Source organism: Sphingomonas sp. NIBR02145 (genome assembly GCF_027359115.1).
GTDB lineage: Bacteria > Pseudomonadota > Alphaproteobacteria > Sphingomonadales > Sphingomonadaceae > Sphingomonas > Sphingomonas kyeonggiensis_A.
Map to the genome: position 1 here is coordinate 2,176,580 of NZ_CP114791.1, position 17,184 is coordinate 2,193,763.

A 17,184-nucleotide genomic window follows, 5' to 3' on the forward strand; every position below is an offset into this window, starting at 1 on the left:
ACCACCCGGCCGGAAAGGAAAAGGCCGGAGCATCACTGCCCCGGCCTTCCCTGCGTGCCTCGGTCAATCGAGGATCAGAACTGCACCTGCGCCGAGACGGTGTAGGCGCGGCCGCGCGGATCGGCGACGCGCGGATCCCACGAGCTGCCGGCGCCGCTGTTGCCGTCATAGGTGATGGTGAAGGGCGGATCGGTGTTGAAGATGTTCTTCACACCCAGGCTCAGGCGATAGCCCGGTGCCAGGCCGTTGAAGCTGATCGAGGCGTTGTAGATGATGTAGTCGTCGGTGCGGACATTATAGTCCGGACGCGTGACCGTGCCCGCCGCGATGCCCGGAAGGGCGCCGTTCTTGAAGCCCTGGCGGAAGATCTGGCTGAGCGAGATCGACCACTGGTCGTTCGACCAGCTGACGAACGCGTTGTGCTTCCACTTGATGCCCAGGTCGCCGGCATAGCTGAACACGCCGATCAGGCTGGGGCCATAGGCCGAGCTGGGCGTGAGCTTCTCGCGCTTCTTGAGCAGCAGCGTGCCGTCCAGGCCGGTCGAGAACTTGCCACCCAGCGCCTCGAAGCCGCTGCGATAGGTGAATTCCAGGCCCTGGGTGCGGCGCGAACCCGCGTTGATCCAGCGGTCGTCGATCACCTGCACCGTGCCGCTCGCGTCGCGGACGAAGCGATCGGAGAACAGTGCGGCATTGTCGATCAGCTGGCGCAGCGTCAGCAGCTGGATCGTGTTGTCCACCGCGATCGACCAGAAGTCGACCGACAGGCTCATGTCCTTCATCGGCTGGAAGACCACGCCGGCGCTGAACTGCTTGGCCGTTTCCGGACGCAGGTCCGCCGTGCCGCCCGTCCAGATGTTCGGGCGGATCTGCGCGCAGGGCAGGCCGCTGCCGAAGTTGCTGGTCGGCACGCCGCCCGGGCACTTCACCGGATCGGCGATGTCCGAACCCGCATAGGGGGATTCGGTGATGCCGTTGTAGATCTGGTTGAAGGTCGGGACGCGGAAGCTGGTGTTGTACGAACCGCGGAACATCAGCTCGTTGATCGGACGGTACTTGAACGCGATCTTCGGGTTCTTGGTGCTGCCGAAGCCGGTGTAATCGTCGATGCGGCCGGCCAGCGTCAGCTCGAAGCCCTTGAACAGCGGCACGAGCAATTCGGCATAGGCCGCCTTCACGTCGCGCTTCTTCGGGGTGAGCGCGTTGACGTTGTCGAACGCGGCCAGGAAGATCACCGGCGCCGCCGCGGCAGCCGCCGCCGAGCCGTTGAACTCATAGGTCTCGCGACGATAATCGACGCCCGCGGCGAGCTGGACGTCGCCACCCCAAATTGGGAAGAGCGGGCCCGAGATCGAGGCATCGGCCTGCTTCACTTCATAGCGGCCGCCATAGAGCGTCGCGCCATAGGCCGAGACCGATTCCAGCGCGGCAAGGCCGGCTGCGGTCTGGGTGAGGCTGAACGGATTGATGAGGCCGGAGTTCATCACGCCGACCAGGCCGCGCGCCTGCTGGCCGTTGATCAGGCCGGCGCCGGCAACCGCGGGTGCGTTGACGTCATAGCTGCCGTTGGCGTTGGTGCCGCGATAATAATAGCCGCTGCCGAGCACCGACGAGCTTTCGCTGCGCGCATAGGATGCGCCCGCGCGATAGTCCCAGCCGGTCCAGAGCGGGCCTTCGAAGCCGAGCGCGGCGCGGAAGGTGCTGGTGTTGGTCTTGTACTCGCGCGGACCGCAGGGGATGCAGCGCCAGCGATAGGAAATCGGCTGGCCGAAGCGCGCGTTGAGCGCCGCGATCTGCGCGGTGCGGTTCGGGTTGGTCGGGACGTCGAACGCCGAACGGATCGCGTTGAACACCGAGTCATACTGCGCCTGCGTCGCCGCATTGCGCGGATAGGCGATCGGCAGGTTGGTGGTGTTCGCGGTGAGCTGCGCGTTCGAGAAGCTCTTGGCCGAGTCCGCGTCCGATCCGGTCACTTCGAAGGCGACGATATGGTCGCCCGAGATGCGCCAGGTCGCCTTGGTGTAATAGGTCAGCGTCTGGATCGGCTGCTGGATCACCGCGGCGCGGCCCGTATCCCACGAACAGGCATATTGCGCGCTGGGCGTGTTCCACAGCTGCTCGTCATAGGCCATGCCGCCGTCGATCGAGTCACAGCCCGCGCCGCCCGGCAGGTCGAGGATGTTGATGCCGCCCGACGCGCCGTTCGCGCCGTTCGGCAGCGTCAGCGTCAGGCCGGTGAGCAGCGTGCCGCCGGCAGTGATGCTGCCCGGCTGGGTGTTCGCGCCGATATTGAATGCCGTCGCCACCGGGGTGCCGCGCGTATCGACCGAAAGGCCGCGATTGGGCTGGCTGCCGTTGACGAAGCTGCGCTCCGAACCGCGCAGCATCTTGTTCCAGCTATAGGCGACGGCGCCCATCACGTTGAAGCCGTCCTCGTCGAGGTCACCAAAGCCCGCGACGCCGCCGATGCGATAGATGTTGCCGCCACCCTGCTCGGTGGTGTCGGTGAAGCCGTTGAGGCTGAGGCCCTGGAAGTCCTTCTTGGTGATGAAGTTGATCACGCCGCCGACCGCGTCGGTGCCGTAGATCGCCGAGGCGCCGTCCTTGAGGACTTCGACGCGCTCGATCGCCGCGAACGGGATCTGGTTGACGTCGACCGCGGAGCCCGAAAGACCGTGCGCGGCGACGCGGCGGCCGTTGAGCAGCACGAGCGTGCCGCCGGCGCCCTGGCCGCGCAGGTTCGCCGCCGACAGGCCGTTGGTGCCGCGCTGCGCGCCGGTGACCACGTCGGAGTTCGAAGCGAGATTGTCCGCGCCGCTGCCGCTGGTCGTCAGGAACATCATCAGCTGCTCGGGGCTGCTGATGCCGTTGCGGGTGATTTCCTGCTGGGTGATGATCTGCAGCGGCAGCGCCGAATTGTTCGGGTCCTGCTTGATGCGCGAGCCGGTGACGATGATCTCGTTACCCTTGCTCGGCTTGCCGCTCTCGTCGGAATCCGTGGTGGGAACCGCGCCCGTTGGCGTTGCGGCTTCCTGCGTCGTGGTGTCGGTGCTCTGCGCCCAGGCCGGCATGGCGCTCGCCATGGCGGCGAACGCAACGCCCGAGACAAGAATCCTCCTGAGAGTCCTCGCTTCGATCATGTTGTCTTACCCCCTGAAACCGCGTTTCCCGCGCGGTGAGAGGGCATTAGGTATCAAGAATGCTGCGCCGCGCCATAGTTTCTGTGCACCGGGGCATAACCCAGTGGCATCAAATGAGACGTTTCTGCGGGAAAGCGTGACACGACTGCAACACAAGCGTGCTAGCGTCGCCATTGACTGCGCCGCCGCCCCGTCCGAGCGTTAGGGAAACCAGGGCGAGGGAGCCTGCATGAAGCGTTTTTATTGCCCGGTGCCGCGTGACTGAGGCGCCGAGTCCCGCTGCGGCAGCGGTCCGCCCCGGCTGGGGGCGCATGGGCCTGTACCTGCTGCTCGGCTTTGCCGCCGGCCTGCCCTTCTATCTGTTCAGCGCCACGCTTTCGCTGCGCCTCGCGCGGCACGGCGTCGACATCGTGATCATCGGCTTCTTCGCCTGGGTCTCGCTGATGTCGACGATCAAGTTCGCCTGGGCGCCGCTGCTTGAGAAATATGACGTCCCCGGCTTCGGCCGCTTCTTCGGCAAGCGTCGCGGCTGGATCATGCTGTCTCAGCTCGCGATCTTCGCCTCGACGATCGGCATGGCGTTCACTGCCTCGGACACCAATCTGCCGATGACCGCGCTGTTTGCGGTGCTGCTCGCCTTCTGGACCAGCACGCTCGAGATCGCCGCCGATGGCTGGCGCGTCGAGCTGGCACCCAATGCCGAGGAACAGGGCCCGCTCGTCGCCGCCAACCAATGGGGCTATCGCGCCTCGATGGTGATCGCCAGCGGCGGCGCGATCTTCATGGCGGCGAAGTTCGACTGGACGATCGCCTATCTGTCGGTCGCGGTGCTGGCCTTCGTGCCCTTCCCGATCCTCGCCGCGATGCGGCCCGAGGCCGAAGGCGGCGGCGGGCGCTCGGTCGCGCTGGTCACGGGCATCGTCGCCAGCGCGGTGGCGATGGTGGCGAGCATCGTCGCGGTCGGACTGGTCGGCTGGGCGCTGCTCTCGGCGATCGGTTCGGTCGGAATCAGCAACCCGGGTGTGGTGAGCTATTGGGTGTTCGCGGTCTGCCTGCTGCCCTTCATCATCCTCGGCGCCTCGGTGCCCTGGCTGAAGAAACTGCCTTGGGACGCGCCGCTGCGCCGCTCGGCCGCGGTCGGTCCCTATGTCGATGTGGCATGGCGCTATGGGCTCGTCGTGATCCCGATCCTGCTGTTCATCTCGGTCTATCGCACCGGTGACGTGATGGCGAACGCGCTCTCCCATCCGATGTTCAACCATCTCGGCTATGGGCTCGAGCAGATCAGCGTCGCCGACGGCTTCGTCGCGCTGATCGCGGGCATGCTCGGCGTGACGATGGGCGGCATCCTCGCCGCCAAGGCGCCGATGGGCTGGGCACTGGTGATCGGTGCGGTGATGTCGGCGCTGTCCAACTGGATCTTCGCCTGGCTGGCCTATCAGTCGCCGGGCGGGCCGGTGTGGTTCTCGCTGTTCGGCGTGCAGGTGACCGCCGGCGATTTCGACCTGTATCTCGCCATGGCGATCGACCAGTTCGGCCACGGCTTCGAAGGCGCGGTGTTCGTCGTCTATCTCTCGCTGCTGGTGAACCCGCGCTTCCCCAGCGCGCAGTACGCGCTGTTCTCCGGCCTCGCCTTCCTGATCCCCAGGCTGCTCGCGGGCTTGTCGGGCGTGTTCCAGAAGGCGATCGGCTATGATGGCTTCTTCATCATGGCCGGCGCGATGAGCCTCGGCGCGCTCGTGTTCCTGCCCTTCATCGTGAAGGCGAAGCCGCGCCCGGACGACACGCCCGCAGGCGCCGCGGCATGATCGAGCGCGCTTTCGCACCCGCCGCCGAGGCCGTCGCCTCGGGCCGCATCCCGGGCGCGACGCTCGGCGTGGTCGCGGCGGACGGGCGGCGCTGGGTGACGCATACCGGCATGGCAGCCCTCGTCCCCGAGCCCGAGCCGCTGACGCTCGACCACTGGTTCGACCTCGCCTCGGTCTCCAAGGTGGTGGCGACCACGACGATGATCCTCCGCCTCGCCGACGAGGGCCGGATCGATCTCGACGCCCCGCTGACCAGCGTGATCCCGGACCTCCGCCAGTACGACGTCGCCGGCGCCTATGAGCGCACGCTGACGTTCCGCGACTGCCTGGCGCACCGCACGCTCTTCCCCGCCGTCGAGCCGATCTACACCTATGGCGACGATCCGGACCGCCTCCGCGCCTTCGTGCTCCAGCGCGAGTGGAAGCATATCGCCGAGCCGGTCTATTCGGACATCAACTTCCTGCTGCTCGGCATCGCGATCGAGCGGGTGACCGGCAAACCCCTGGGCGAATGGCCGCTCGGCCCCGGCCTCAGCTACGGCCCGCCCCCCGGCCCCGCCGTCGCGACCGAGCGCTGCATGTGGCGCAACCGCGTGCTCAAGGGCGAGGTCCATGACGAGAATTGCGCGGCGATGGGCGGGCAGACCGGCCATGCCGGGCTGTTCGGCACCGTCGCCGGCGTGCTCGACTTCGCGCAAGGGGTGCTGTCCGGCAGCTTCTCGGGCGCGATGCTCGCGGCGATCCGCACCCCACAATACAGCCACCGTACCTGCGGCTGGGAACGCAAGTTCGCCGGCTGGTCGGGCGGCCAGGCCTGCTCGGACGAGACCATCGGCCACACCGGCTTCACCGGCACCGGCCTGTGGATCGACTTCGACCGCGGCCTCGCCTGGACCCTGCTCACCAACCGCGTCCACCCGACGCGCCATTTCGACAGCGGCATCTTCGTGCTGCGCCCCGCGACGGGGGATGCCGTCATCACTGCCTGGGAGGCCCTATGATCTCGCTCCTCGCTCTCGCCATCGCCCTGTCCGGGCCCGATAGCGACACGCCCACCCCCGCCGACCGGCTGGCGCATCAGCAGATGCTGGTGCTCGACACCCATCTCGACACGCCCGAGCTGTTCGAGCATCCCGGCTGGAAGTTCGACGAGTGGCACGACCGCGACTTCGACAAGAGCCAGATCGACCTGCCGCGCATGGAGCAGGGCGGCCTCGATGGCGGCTTCTTCGTGATCTACACCGGCCAGGGCCCGCTCACCCCCGAAGGCTATGCCAAGGCCCGCGACGCCGCGCTCACCCGCGAGATGTGGATCCAGCGCGTCGTGGCCGCGAACAGCGACAAGATGGAATTCGCGACCACGCCCGAGGATGCCTATCGCATCGCCAAGGCCGGCAAGCGCGTCGTCTTCCAGTCGATCGAGAACAGCTACCCGCTCGGCACCGACCTCACGCTGCTGAAGTGGTATTACGACCAGGGCGTGCGCATGGCCGGCCCGATCCACTTCCGCAACAACCAGTTCGGCGACAGCGCCACCGACAAGGTCAAGCAGTGGAACGGCCTCAGCCCGCTCGGCAAGCAATGGGTCGCCGAGATGAACCGGCTGGGCATGGTGATCGACGTCAGCCACTCGTCGGACGACGTGTTCGACCAGGCGATGGCGCTGTCCAAGACCCCGATCATCGCCTCGCACTCGGGCCCCAAGGCGATCTACAACCACCCGCGCAACCTCGACGACGATCGCATGCGCAAGCTCGCCAAGGCGGGCGGCGTGCTCCAGGTCAACAGCGTCTATCTGGTCGATGGCGACCATGACGATGCCCGCAACAAGATCTCGAACCGCCAGGACGACTGGCACGCGCTGTCGGATGCCGAGCAGAAGAAGCTGATCGCCGACAAGGCGAAGGCGGACGCGACCAACCCCTATCAGGGCGCCGATTTCGAGCTGTTCATGAAGAGCCTGCTCCACTGCATCGCCGTGATGGGCGTCGACCATGTCGGCATCGGCGCCGACTGGGACGGCGGCGGCGGCGTGCGCGGAATGGAGGACATCACCGCGCTGCCGAAGATCACCGCGCGGCTGAAGAAGGAAGGCTTCTCGGATACCGACATCGAGAAGATCTGGAGCGGCAATGTGCTCCGCGTGCTCAAGCAGGCCGAGGACTGGGCAGCGAAGAACAAGTAACCTTAGGAAACGTCATCCCCGCATTCGCGGGGATGACGGCTTTCAGTTGGCGGAAGCCACCAGGTTCAGCGCGTCGTCCATATACTTCGTACCGCTCGCATCCTGCGGCACGTCGTTGGCGTAGAAGGCGAAGGTGTAGTTCTTCCCGCTCGCCCCGGTGAAATAGCCGGCCAGCGCGTTGGTCTGGTTGAGCGTGCCGGTCTTGGCGAACAGCCTGCCCTCCAGCGGCGTGCCCTTGAAGCGGCGGGACAGCGTGCCGTCCAAGCCGGCGATCGGCAGCGTGTCGCGGAACTGCGCGCCCCAGGGCTGTGCGGCCACCCAGCGCAGCAGCAGCACCGAACCGCGCGGGCTCACCCGGTTATAGCTCGACATGCCCGATCCGTCGGAAAAGTCCCAGGCGGTGCGCGGCACGCCTGCGGCGACCAGCACCTGCTCGACCTTCGCGACCCCGTCCGCGATCGAACCGCTGCCGCCGTCGAGCAGGCCGACCCGACGCAAGGTCAGCTCGGCATGAAGGTTCTGGCTGACCTTGTTGATATGCTTGAGGTCCTCGGCGAACGGCGCCGGGGTCAGCCGCGCGAGCGCGGGGATGCCGGGCACCGTGACCTCCACCGGCGGGAAGGTGCGGTTCGCACGATCATCCTGCGGGGTCAGTCGCCGATGCAGCGATTGAATCGCCCCCTTCACCTTCACCCCGCGTGCCTCGAGCAGCACCTTGAGCCGCCACGCCGCGTACTCAGCCGGATCGTCGATCCCCAGCTTCCACACCCGCGGCTTGGCGTCCGCGCCGATCGTGCCGGTGATGTGGAGCAGCTTGCTGTTGGGATCACGGTCCCAGCCCAGCTCGGTCTTGTCGCCCGGCACCGTCTTCGCCTGGTTGTCGATCGTGAAATAGGGCCAGAGCTCGACCTTCGCGGCTTCTCCGGCCTTGGCGGGCGCAACGGTGAGCTTCAGCTCGTTATCGTCGAGCGTCAGCGCCGAGATGCCGGTGCCCGACGAGCTGGGGATGTTGTTCCAGCTCATCCCCGGGCTCCAGCGCTGGTCCGGGAAGAGCGTGTCGTCGCCGATGATGTTGCGGACATGCTTCGTCTTCGCCGCGATCGCATCGGCCAGCGTGGCGAGGCAATCGACGGTGCAATCGTCTGCGCTCGACAGCCGCGCGTCGCCCCGCCCTTCCAGCACGACATCCTGCCCCTGCAACCGCACCGCGGTACCGGCCGCCGCATCGGGCGCGTTGATGTCGGCCAGGTTCGCGAAGGCGGTGGCCGTCGTATAGACCTTGGTATTCGACGCGGGGATGAAGCGGCCGTCCGGGTTGATCGCGATGATCTCCTTGCCGCTGTCGTCCACCACCACCAGCCCGAAGCGGGTGCCCTGCGGCGCCTCGGCCAGCTTGGCGGCGACCCGCTGCTCCAGCGTCTGCTGCGCGAGCGCGGGGGTGGCGAGCGTCAGGGCGATGCCGAGCGCGACAGGACCAAGTGCGATGTGCTTCATGCCGCAAGCGTAACCGCGCCCGTGCGGCGTGCAAACCCGCGATCATTCAGAGGCATGGCCCCGGCATAACCACCGCGCATGCCAGCATTGTACCGGCAACATGGCACCGGCACGTTCGCGTAATGAAGATGATCCGGATCGCCCTCAACCTGTCCTGCGCGACGATGCTCGCAAGTGCCGCTCCCGCGCTTGCCCAGACCAACGACCTGGCCGCCGCGCTCGCCTTGCCGACTGCGAGCCAGATGGCCGGCGCCCGCGACGTGCCGCGCTTCGCCTGGGTCGAGAACCGGGCCGGCGCACGCAACCTCTGGGTGGCCGATGCCGGCCAGCAGGCGCGCCAGGTGACGGGCTATGCCGAGGATGACGGCATGATGCTCTACGACGTGGCGCTCAGCCCGGACGGCAAGCGCATCGCGTTCGTGCGCGGCGGCGATGACGAGTTCCCCGACGGCAAGATCCCCAACACCGCCTCGCTGCCCTTCACGCCCAACCAGCAGCTCTTCCTCGCCGAGGACGGCCAGCCCCCGGTCGCGATCGGCGAAGGCCATATGCCCGCCTTCTCGCCCGACGGGCAGCGCATCGCCTTCACGAAGCGCGGCGAGATCTGGGTCTGGGCCGGCGGCAAGGCGGCGCGGATCGGCGCGGTCGGCGGCGGAGTCAGCGACCTGAAATGGACGCCCGACGGCAGGAAGCTGCTTTTCGTCGACAATCGCGACGGGCACGGCTTCGTCGCCCTGCTCGACGTCGATGCCGGCAAACTGACATACATGGACCCGGCGCTCGGCTATTCGGCCGAGCCGGCGCTGTCGCCGGACGGCAGCCAGGTCGCCTATATCCAGTATCTCGATCCGCCCGCCGGCGCGGCGGGTGACGGCGGGCCCTATTGGTCGATCCGCGTCGCCGATGCTGCCACCGGCAAGGCCCGCACGCTGTGGAGCGCGCCGAAAGGCATGGGCGGCCGCTATTACGGCACCCGCCAGCACAATCTCTACTGGAGCAAGGCCGGTCAGCTGCTCTTCCCCTGGGAGCGCACCGGCTTCCTCCATGTCTATGCGATCGACGCCGCCAGGGGCGGCGAACCCAGGGAGCTGACTCCGGGCAAGTTCGAGGTCGAGACCTTCCTCCTCGGCGCCGACGATGTCGTCACCTTCGCCGCCAATGCCGATGAGGCCGATCGCCGCCATTTCTGGCAAGTGCCGGCCAGCGGTGGCGCGGCGAAGCGGGTTACCCAGGGCAAGGGCAGCGAGAGCTTGCCCCTGTTCGGCGGCGGCCAGCTTGCCGGCATCGCGGCCGATGCCAGCCACACGGCGCATCCGGTCCTCGCAAGGGGGCTAGCGCCGCTGGGCGAGGTCGCCGAGCTGAAGGGCGCAATCACGCCCGAGGCGGTGACCTACACGGCCGAGGACGGCGTGACCGTCCATGCCCAGCTGTTCCGTGGTCAGGGCAAGGGCAGGCATCCCGCGCTGATCTTCGTCCATGGCGGGCCGCGCCGCCAGATGCTGCTCGGCTTCCATCACGGCCAATATTATTCGAACGCCTATGTGATGAACCAGGTGCTGGCGGCGAAGGGCTATACCGTGCTGTCGGTCAATTATCGCAGCGGCACCGGCTATGGCCAGGCGTTCCGCGAAGCCCCCGGCATCGCCCGCGACGGCGCCACCGAATATCGCGACGTGCTCGCCGGCGGGCGCTGGCTCGCGGCGCAGAAGGATGTCGAGGCCGACAGGATCGGCATCTGGGGTGGCAGCTGGGGCGGCTATCTCACCGCCCTCGCCCTCGCCCGCAACAGTGACCTGTTCAAGGCGGGCGCCGACTTCCATGGCGTCCACACCCTGCTGCGCAATGTCGATGGCAATCTCTCGCCCGATGCGCAGGTCGCGGCGCGCCAGAAGCAATGGGAGAGCTCGCCCATGGGTTCGATCGCGACCTGGCGCTCGCCGGTGCTGCTCGTGCACGGCGACGATGACCGCAATGTCGATTTCGCCCAGTCGCTGCTGCTCGCCCGCGAGCTGGCGGCGCGCGGCATCCCGCATGAGGAGCTCGTATTCCCCAATGAACGCCACGAATTCTTCCGCAATGCAGACTGGCTCGCCGCCTATGGCCGCACCATCTCCTTCTTCGACGCGCATCTGAAATGAGGGTGATCATGGCAGCGGCGGCACTGGCCGGAGCGGGCACTGCCCAGGCACAGACGCAGGAGCGCGCGACGCTGATCCACGGCGCCCGGGTGTTCGACGGCACCGGCGGCAAGGCGAAGCTGAGCGACGTGCTGATCGAGGGTGACCGGATCGTGCGCGTCGGCAGGAAGCTGCGCGTGCCCGAAGGCACCGAGGTGATCGACGCGACCGGGCTGACGCTGATCCCCGGTCTGCACGACCTCCACATCCACACAAGGCGCGAGGCCTTTACCGACGCCGCGTCGCTGCACCGTTTCTACGCGCCGTACCTGCGCGCGGGCGTGACCAGCATCAACGAATTCTCTGTCTCGGGCGAGATGATGGCCGGCATCCGCGCGCTCCGCGCCGATACGCCGCGCCTGACGCTGGCGGTGCGATTGGGCGTGCCTGACGGGCATGGCACCGAGAGCCAGTTCACCAATGCGATCACGCTCCAGGTCACCAGTCCGGAGGAGGCGCATGCGGCAATGGCCAGGGCGCTGCCCTACAAGCCGGACATGGTGAAGGTGTTCGCCGATGGCTGGCGCTATGGCGATCCCGCCCGCCCCGACAAGCCGAGCATCGACGAGCCGACCCTGGCGGCGATCGTCGCGGATGCGCACAAGGCGGGCATCAAGGTGATGACCCACACCGTCACGCTCGAAGGCGCCAAGATCGCAGCGCGCGCGGGCGTGGACTCGCTGGCCCACGGCGTCGGCGATGCGCTGGTCGACAATGAGCTGATCGGCCTGATGAAGAAGCACCACATGGCCTATGTCGCGACGCTCGCGACCTATGAGCCGCTCGAGGCGCGCGTGCTGGCGCCCGAGGAACTGGCCCTGCTCACGCCCGAGCAGCAGGCACGCGAGACCGCCCGGCTGGCCAAGGGCGAGGCAATCGCCCCCTATGACAGCAAGCGCTGGGAGATCATGCGCGAGAATATCCGCCGGCTCCAGGTCGCCCGGATCCGCATCGGTGTGGGCACCGATACCGGCATCGAGGGCGTCTATCCCGGCTTCGGCGCACTGCGCGAGATGCGCATCCTCACCGAACTGGGCTTCACCCCCGCCGAGGCGATCGAGGCAGGCACCAAGGTCAGCGCCGAGATCATGGGCCGCAAGGACGAAGGCGTGATCCGCAAGGGCGCCCGCGCCGACCTCGTCTTGGTCGCCGGCGCGCCGGATGTGACGTTCCGGGACCTGTACGCGGTCAAGCGGGTCTGGGTTGGCGGGCGTGAGGTTTCGCTGGCGGACTGATCTCCCTCTCCCGCCTGCGGGAGTGGGCTGAACTTGCAATGTAGGATTTTGCCTGCTCGGCTCCCACAGCCGGGGTTACCCCCAGCCGCTCTTTGACCCCGCAGGAAAAATAGGATCACGCGCACGCAACAATGTTGCGAGATGCGGCGCATACCCGAGGAAACAGGGAAGATTTCGGGCCGGAAAACCCGCTCTTGGCCTGTCCTTCGTGTACTTTGACGGGTCGCACCCGCATCCCGTGTAGGACCGTCGTCCTCCCCGCCCGCGCGGGAATGACGATGAAAGGCTCAGGCCATATCGGGCGCGCGATAGACCTCTTCGTCCAGCTCCCCTTCCCAGCGCGCGACCAAGGTGGCGACGGTCAGGTTCGCCGAGGCGCTCGGCACGGTGCGGGTCATGTCGAGCAGCCGGTCGAACGGCAGCACGAAGCCGACCACGAGCGCAGTCTGTTCCGGCGAGACGCCCACCGCGCTCAGCACCGCCGCCAGCATGAACAGCGAGGCCGAGGGCACCGGCGCGGTGCCGAACGCCGCCAGCGCGCCGGTCAGCAGCACGGTGGCATAGACGGTCGGGGTCAGGTGAACGCCGAATGCCTGGAGCGCGAACATGCTCAGCAGGCCGACATACATCGCCGTGCCGTCCTTGCCGATGCTCGCGCCAAGCGGCAGCACGGTCGAGAAGACCGGGCGGCCGATGCCGAGATTCTGCTCGGAGACGCGCATCGCCACCGGCAACGTCGCGCCGCTGGACGCCGTGGAGAAGGCCACCGCCAGCGCATCCACGATGCCGCGGAAGAAGGGCAGCAGCGGCAGTTTCGCGACGAAGCGCAGCAGCAGGCTGTGCACCACCAGCATCTGGATCAGCGAGCCGAGCACCACCGCCAGCGCCAGCCAGCCGACATGGACAAACACCGCCGCGCCATTGGCGGCCACCGCATTGGCGATCAGCGCGAACACGCCGAAGGGCGTCGCTTCCATGACGATACCGACGACGCGGAGCAGCACTGCGGACGTCGATTGCAGCAGATTGGCGAAGGGCTTGCCGGGCTCGCCGGCCACCACGGTGCCGCAGCCGATCAGGATCGAAGTGAAGATCAGCGCCAGCATATCGCCCTTGGCCAACGCGTCGAAGATGTTGGTGGGGATGATGTTGATCAGCTGCTCATAGGGCGTAACCGGCTTGCCGAGTACATGTGCCTCGGCCGTACCGAGCGGCGCGCCCACGCCCGGCTGGACGATCGCGGCGACCAGCATGCCGACCGAGACGGCGATGAAGGTGGTCAGTGCGAACATGCCCACCGTCCGCCCGCCCAGGCTCCCCAGCCGCTTCGGATCGGCGAGCGAGGTGATGCCCGAGGCGATGGTGACCAGCACGATCGGCGCGACCAGCATGCGGATCGCCCGGACGAACAGGTCGCCGATGAACTGGAGATAGGGAGCCCCCTGCGGCAGCACCAGCGCAAAGACCACGCCGAGGACGAGAAAGGCGAGGACGCGCTTCCACAGCGCCGTGCCGAACCACCAGGCCATCAGTTGCAGCTCCCCGCGCTCGGCTTGTGGGCAATGGAACGTCCGGCCGCCTTGCCGGTCATCGCCCCCCTGTCGACCGCGACCACGCCGTTGACCACCACGGTCCGCACACCGGCCGCGAGCAGCGCCGGCTGCTCATAAGTGGCGCGCGATGCATAGGTCCTGGGATCGAACACCACGACATCGGCATAGGCGCCGCCGCGCAGATGCCCGCGCCCCGCCAGCCCGAAGGTGTCGGCGGTCAGCGACGAGCTGCGCTCGATGAACTGGCGCAGCGTGATGACATGGTCGGTCTTGACGTACTTGTCGTACTTGCGGGCGAACGAGCCATAGACGCGCGGATGGCCGCCCGAGGCATCCGACCCGGTCATCACCCAGGGCTGCTGCATGAAGGCGGCGATATCGGCCTCGCTCTGGTTGAACGAGACGGTGCCGGGATCACCGATGCGGATCACCGCGATCGCGGCATCGACCGGCGCCAGGTTCATTTCCTTGGCGACTGCATCGAGATAGCGGTTCTTGTACTTGCCCTCGACGATCAGCAGCTTGTCCGCCCCGCCGCGCTTGCGGAGGTTCTCGACCATGCCGGCATGCATCTTCTCGGCAAGCGACGGATCGTCGAAGCGCTTGAGCAACGCCGGACGGCCGCCATCCTGCGCCCAGAGCGGCACCAGCGAAGCGACCAGGCTCGTGCCCGATGCCGACCAGGGATACTGGTTCGCCGTCACCTTCTCGCCGCGGGCACGCGCCGCGTTGATCGTCGCGATGATCTTCGGCGCGTCGCCCTGCACGTCGACGCCGAGCGCCTTGATATGGCTGATATGCGCGGGCAGCCCGCCCTCGCGGCCGATGCGGATCGCTTCGTCGATCGCCGCGACCAGGCCAACAGTGTAGCTGCTCTCGTCGCGGATATGGCTGTCATAGCTGCCGCCGCGCTTGCCGGCTTCCTTGGCCAGCTCGATGACCTCCTCGGTCTTGGCGAAGCTCTGCGGCGCGTAGAACAGGCCGGTCGAGAGACCAAGCGCGCCCTGGCACATCGCCGAGGCGACCAGCCCCTTCATCCTGGCCAGCTCTTCCGGCGTCGGTGCGCGATTGTCCTCGCCCACCACTTTCTCGCGGATCGCACCGAAGCCGACCCAGGCCGCATAGTTGATGCCCACCGGTTTGGTCTTCGCGCTGCCGAGCACCTTGGCGACATCGGGATCGCCGCCGCCGTCATTGCCGATGAAGGCGGTGGTAACGCCCTGCATCAGGAAGGCCGGGACCAGCCGCCTGGCCTGGTCGTCCGAGGCTAGGTCGCCGCCCATATGGGTGTGCGGATCGATAAAGCCCGGCGCGACGATCATGCCCTTGGCCTCGATGATCCGCGCCGCAGTGACGGTGGCGTGCCGGCTCACCGAAACGATATGATCGCCACTGATCGCAACATCGCCGATGAACGGCGCGTCCGAGCCGGTATAGATCGTGCCGCCGCGGATCAGCAGGTCCACCTTCTGCGGCGGGAGCGGCGCGGCGGCTGCTCCCAGTGAGACAGCGGCAATACCCAGCAGCAGCGCGACCTTCATGGCGTTCCCCAAAATCCTTTGACGGGCGGATAAAGCGTGCCGTCCCGATCCTCGACGCCGCCCGGATGATCCTTGGCGAGCCAGAGGGGACCGTCAAGGTCGGCGAAATCGGACATGCGCGCGATGTGCAGCGCGGCCGCGATCGACAGCGATGAGCTGACCATGCAGCCGGTCATCAGCCCGAGCCCGCGCGCACGGGCAGCGTTGGCGAGCCGCAGCCCCTCGGTGAGCCCGCCGGCCTTGTCGAGCTTGACGTTCACCACCTCGTAGCGGCGGGCGACCAGGTCCAGCTCCGTGCTGGTGTGGATCGATTCATCCGCAGCGATCGGCACGCGGTGCTGGAACGTCTCGAGGCAGGCATCGATCTCGGCGGAGACGGGCTGCTCGAGCAGATCAACCCGCAGCTCCGCCAGCACCGGCTGCATCGCCTCGACCAGCCGGGCGTCCCAGCTCTCATTGGGGTCGACGATCAGCTTCGAATCGGGCGCGGCGTTGCGGACCGCGCGAATCTGCGCATCGGGCAGGCGCCCATCGACCTTTACCTTGAGCAAAGGCGCGGCAGCGGCACGGCGCGCGGCGACGCCCATCATCATCGGCGTGTCGATCACGATGGTGAGCGCGCTGGCCAGCGGCCCCGGCTCGGGCGCACCGATCAGCTCGGCAACGCTCCTGCCCGCCTCCCGCGCCTCAAGATCCCACAGCGCGCAGTCCACTGCATTGCGGGCGGCGCCGGCCGGCAGCAGCGACAGCAGCTCCTCGCGCCCCGCGCCGGCCTCGATCGCCGGGCGGATGCCCTCGATCGCCTCCAGCGCGCTCTCGACGCTCTCGCCATAACGGGCATAGGGCACGCCCTCGCCCCGCCCTTCCAGCGCGCCCGCGCGGATCGTGACCGTGACCACATCGGCCTCGGTCTTCACCCCGCGCGAGATGCGGAACGGCCTGGTCAGGAGGAAGCGGTCGTGACGGGCCGCGAGACTTCGGTGCATAGCAACTCGTCGATGATCGCCTCGACCCCGAAGGCGATCGGATCGGTGCAGGGAAGTCCAAGCTCGGCCTCGATCCGCCGGCACAAAGCCTCGGCCTCGACCTTCTCCATGCGGGAAGTGTTGAGGCAGACGCCGACGGCGCGAACGTTCGGGCTGGTCAGGCGCGCAGTCTGGAGGTTGGCCTCCAGGCACTCCTTCAGCCCCGGCAGCGCACGGCCCGGAATGCCGCGCATATGGCTGCGGCTCGGATCGTGGCAGAGGATCAGCGCCTCGGGCTGGGCGCCGTGGAGCAGGCCGGTCGAGACGCCGGCGAAGCTCGGGTGGAACAGCGAGCCCTGGCCCTCGATCACGTCCCAGCCGCCATCGGTGCGCTCGGGCGCCAGCGCCTCGATCCCGCCCGAGATGAAATCGGCGACGACAGCGTCGATCGGCACGCCCGAGCCGGCAATCAGGATGCCGGTCTGGCCCGTCGCGCGGAAATCGGCCTTCTCGCCCCGCGCCTTGAGCGCATCGGCGATGGCGATCGTGGTGTACATCTTGCCGACCGAGCAATCGGTGCCGACGGTGAGGATGCGGCGGCCGGCGCGGGCATAGCCATTGCCCACCTTCATATCCGCCGGCGGATCGCGCACGTCGAACAGCTGCAGGTTCTTCTCCCGGGCCAGCGCGGCCAGCTCGGGCACGTCGCGCAGCCGCTGGTGGAGACCGGCGGCGATGTTCATGCCCGCATTGAGCGCGGCCATCGCATCACGGACCAGGTCACCGCCCATGACGCCGCCCGAATTGGCGATGCCGAGCACGAGCGTCTTCGCCCCCGCCGCAGCGCCTTCTTCGATGGTCATGCGCGGCAGGCCGAGCGTGAGGGTGGAATCGTCGTGGCGGAACTCACCCACGCAATCCGGCCGCCGGAATTCGGCGAGGCCGCGCGAGGTCTTGATGCCTACGAAGTCGGTGCTGTGACCGAGGTAAAGGAGGTAAGGTGCCGGTATCATTGGGTGATAACGCTATCGCTCCGCATCCGGCACCGCGCATAGCGAGTCGGCGCCTCGGCATAGCCAGCCGTTA

At 67.6% G+C, this 17,184-nt stretch carries 11 protein-coding genes; 5 read left to right on the plus strand and 6 right to left on the minus strand.

Going from position 1 to position 17,184, the window contains the following annotated elements:
* Window positions 1-74 precede the first annotated feature (74 nt).
* On the minus strand, window positions 75-3,083 hold the full coding sequence (locus O3305_RS09610; protein WP_269576188.1) for a TonB-dependent receptor domain-containing protein: 3,009 nt from the start codon (window positions 3,081-3,083) through the stop codon (window positions 75-77).
* A 314-nt stretch (window positions 3,084-3,397) separates the two neighbouring features.
* Between O3305_RS09610 and O3305_RS09615 the strand changes: the two genes are divergently transcribed.
* The 3 genes from O3305_RS09615 to O3305_RS09625 are packed head-to-tail and all read left to right on the plus strand — an operon-like array spanning window position 3,398 to window position 7,133.
* Window positions 3,398-4,948 carry an MFS transporter gene (locus O3305_RS09615; RefSeq protein WP_269576189.1) on the plus strand — a complete coding sequence of 517 codons (1,551 nt, stop codon included), beginning with the start codon at window positions 3,398-3,400 and terminating at the stop codon, window positions 4,946-4,948.
* The gene (locus O3305_RS09620) at window positions 4,945-5,949 is read left to right on the plus strand and encodes a serine hydrolase domain-containing protein (protein WP_269576190.1); all 1,005 of its coding nucleotides are present in this window, start codon (window positions 4,945-4,947) and stop codon (window positions 5,947-5,949) included. Before O3305_RS09615 ends, O3305_RS09620 begins: the two co-directional genes overlap by 4 nt.
* Complete coding sequence (locus tag O3305_RS09625) at window positions 5,946-7,133, plus strand: dipeptidase (protein ID WP_269576191.1); 1,188 nt, start codon at window positions 5,946-5,948, stop codon at window positions 7,131-7,133. Before O3305_RS09620 ends, O3305_RS09625 begins: the two co-directional genes overlap by 4 nt.
* A 42-nt stretch (window positions 7,134-7,175) precedes the next feature.
* Here the strand turns inward: O3305_RS09625 and dacB are convergent, their stop codons facing one another.
* The gene (dacB, locus tag O3305_RS09630) at window positions 7,176-8,627 is read right to left on the minus strand and encodes a D-alanyl-D-alanine carboxypeptidase/D-alanyl-D-alanine endopeptidase (RefSeq protein WP_269576192.1); all 1,452 of its coding nucleotides are present in this window, start codon (window positions 8,625-8,627) and stop codon (window positions 7,176-7,178) included.
* A 128-nt stretch (window positions 8,628-8,755) separates the two neighbouring features.
* On the opposite strand from dacB, the gene O3305_RS09635 reads away from it, so the two are divergent.
* Both O3305_RS09635 and O3305_RS09640 read left to right on the plus strand, forming a co-directional pair.
* Complete coding sequence (locus O3305_RS09635) at window positions 8,756-10,765, plus strand: S9 family peptidase (RefSeq protein ID WP_269576193.1); 2,010 nt, start codon at window positions 8,756-8,758, stop codon at window positions 10,763-10,765.
* An 8-nt stretch (window positions 10,766-10,773) separates the two neighbouring features.
* Window positions 10,774-12,039 carry an amidohydrolase family protein gene (locus O3305_RS09640; RefSeq protein WP_269576194.1) on the plus strand — a complete coding sequence of 422 codons (1,266 nt, stop codon included), beginning with the start codon at window positions 10,774-10,776 and terminating at the stop codon, window positions 12,037-12,039.
* A 287-nt stretch (window positions 12,040-12,326) separates the two neighbouring features.
* On the opposite strand, the gene O3305_RS09645 is transcribed toward O3305_RS09640, so the two are convergent.
* From O3305_RS09645 to dgcN, 4 genes are read right to left on the minus strand one after another with little or no spacing between them, the layout of a single operon-like run.
* On the minus strand, window positions 12,327-13,568 hold the full coding sequence (locus tag O3305_RS09645; RefSeq protein WP_342250462.1) for a dicarboxylate/amino acid:cation symporter: 1,242 nt from the start codon (window positions 13,566-13,568) through the stop codon (window positions 12,327-12,329).
* Window positions 13,568-15,133: an N-acyl-D-amino-acid deacylase family protein gene (locus tag O3305_RS09650; RefSeq protein WP_269576195.1), complete on the minus strand. Its 1,566-nt coding sequence runs from the start codon at window positions 15,131-15,133 to the stop codon at window positions 13,568-13,570. Before O3305_RS09650 ends, O3305_RS09645 begins: the two co-directional genes overlap by 1 nt.
* Window positions 15,130-16,119, minus strand: a complete 990-nt coding sequence (dgcA, locus tag O3305_RS09655) for an N-acetyl-D-Glu racemase DgcA (protein WP_269576196.1) — start codon at window positions 16,117-16,119, stop codon at window positions 15,130-15,132. The genes O3305_RS09650 and dgcA overlap by 4 nt, the downstream gene beginning before the upstream one ends.
* Window positions 16,077-17,111, minus strand: a complete 1,035-nt coding sequence (gene dgcN, locus O3305_RS09660) for an N-acetyltransferase DgcN (RefSeq protein ID WP_269576197.1) — start codon at window positions 17,109-17,111, stop codon at window positions 16,077-16,079. The genes dgcA and dgcN overlap by 43 nt, the downstream gene beginning before the upstream one ends.
* Between the last annotated feature and the right edge of the window lie 73 nt (window positions 17,112-17,184).

Coding starts and splice junctions, on each gene's coding strand:
- O3305_RS09610 (WP_269576188.1), bottom strand. CDS start 3,083: ATGGCGAGCGCCATGCCGGCCTGGGCGCAGAGCACCGACACCACGACG.
- O3305_RS09620 (WP_269576190.1), top strand. CDS start 4,945: ATGATCGAGCGCGCTTTCGCACCCGCCGCCGAGGCCGTCGCCTCGGGC.
- O3305_RS09625 (WP_269576191.1), top strand. CDS start 5,946: ATGATCTCGCTCCTCGCTCTCGCCATCGCCCTGTCCGGGCCCGATAGC.
- dacB (WP_269576192.1), bottom strand. CDS start 8,627: ATGAAGCACATCGCACTTGGTCCTGTCGCGCTCGGCATCGCCCTGACG.
- O3305_RS09635 (WP_269576193.1), top strand. CDS start 8,756: ATGATCCGGATCGCCCTCAACCTGTCCTGCGCGACGATGCTCGCAAGT.
- O3305_RS09640 (WP_269576194.1), top strand. CDS start 10,774: ATGGCAGCGGCGGCACTGGCCGGAGCGGGCACTGCCCAGGCACAGACG.
- O3305_RS09645 (WP_342250462.1), bottom strand. CDS start 13,568: ATGGCCTGGTGGTTCGGCACGGCGCTGTGGAAGCGCGTCCTCGCCTTT.
- O3305_RS09650 (WP_269576195.1), bottom strand. CDS start 15,133: ATGAAGGTCGCGCTGCTGCTGGGTATTGCCGCTGTCTCACTGGGAGCA.
- dgcA (WP_269576196.1), bottom strand. CDS start 16,119: ATGCACCGAAGTCTCGCGGCCCGTCACGACCGCTTCCTCCTGACCAGG.
- dgcN (WP_269576197.1), bottom strand. CDS start 17,111: ATGATACCGGCACCTTACCTCCTTTACCTCGGTCACAGCACCGACTTC.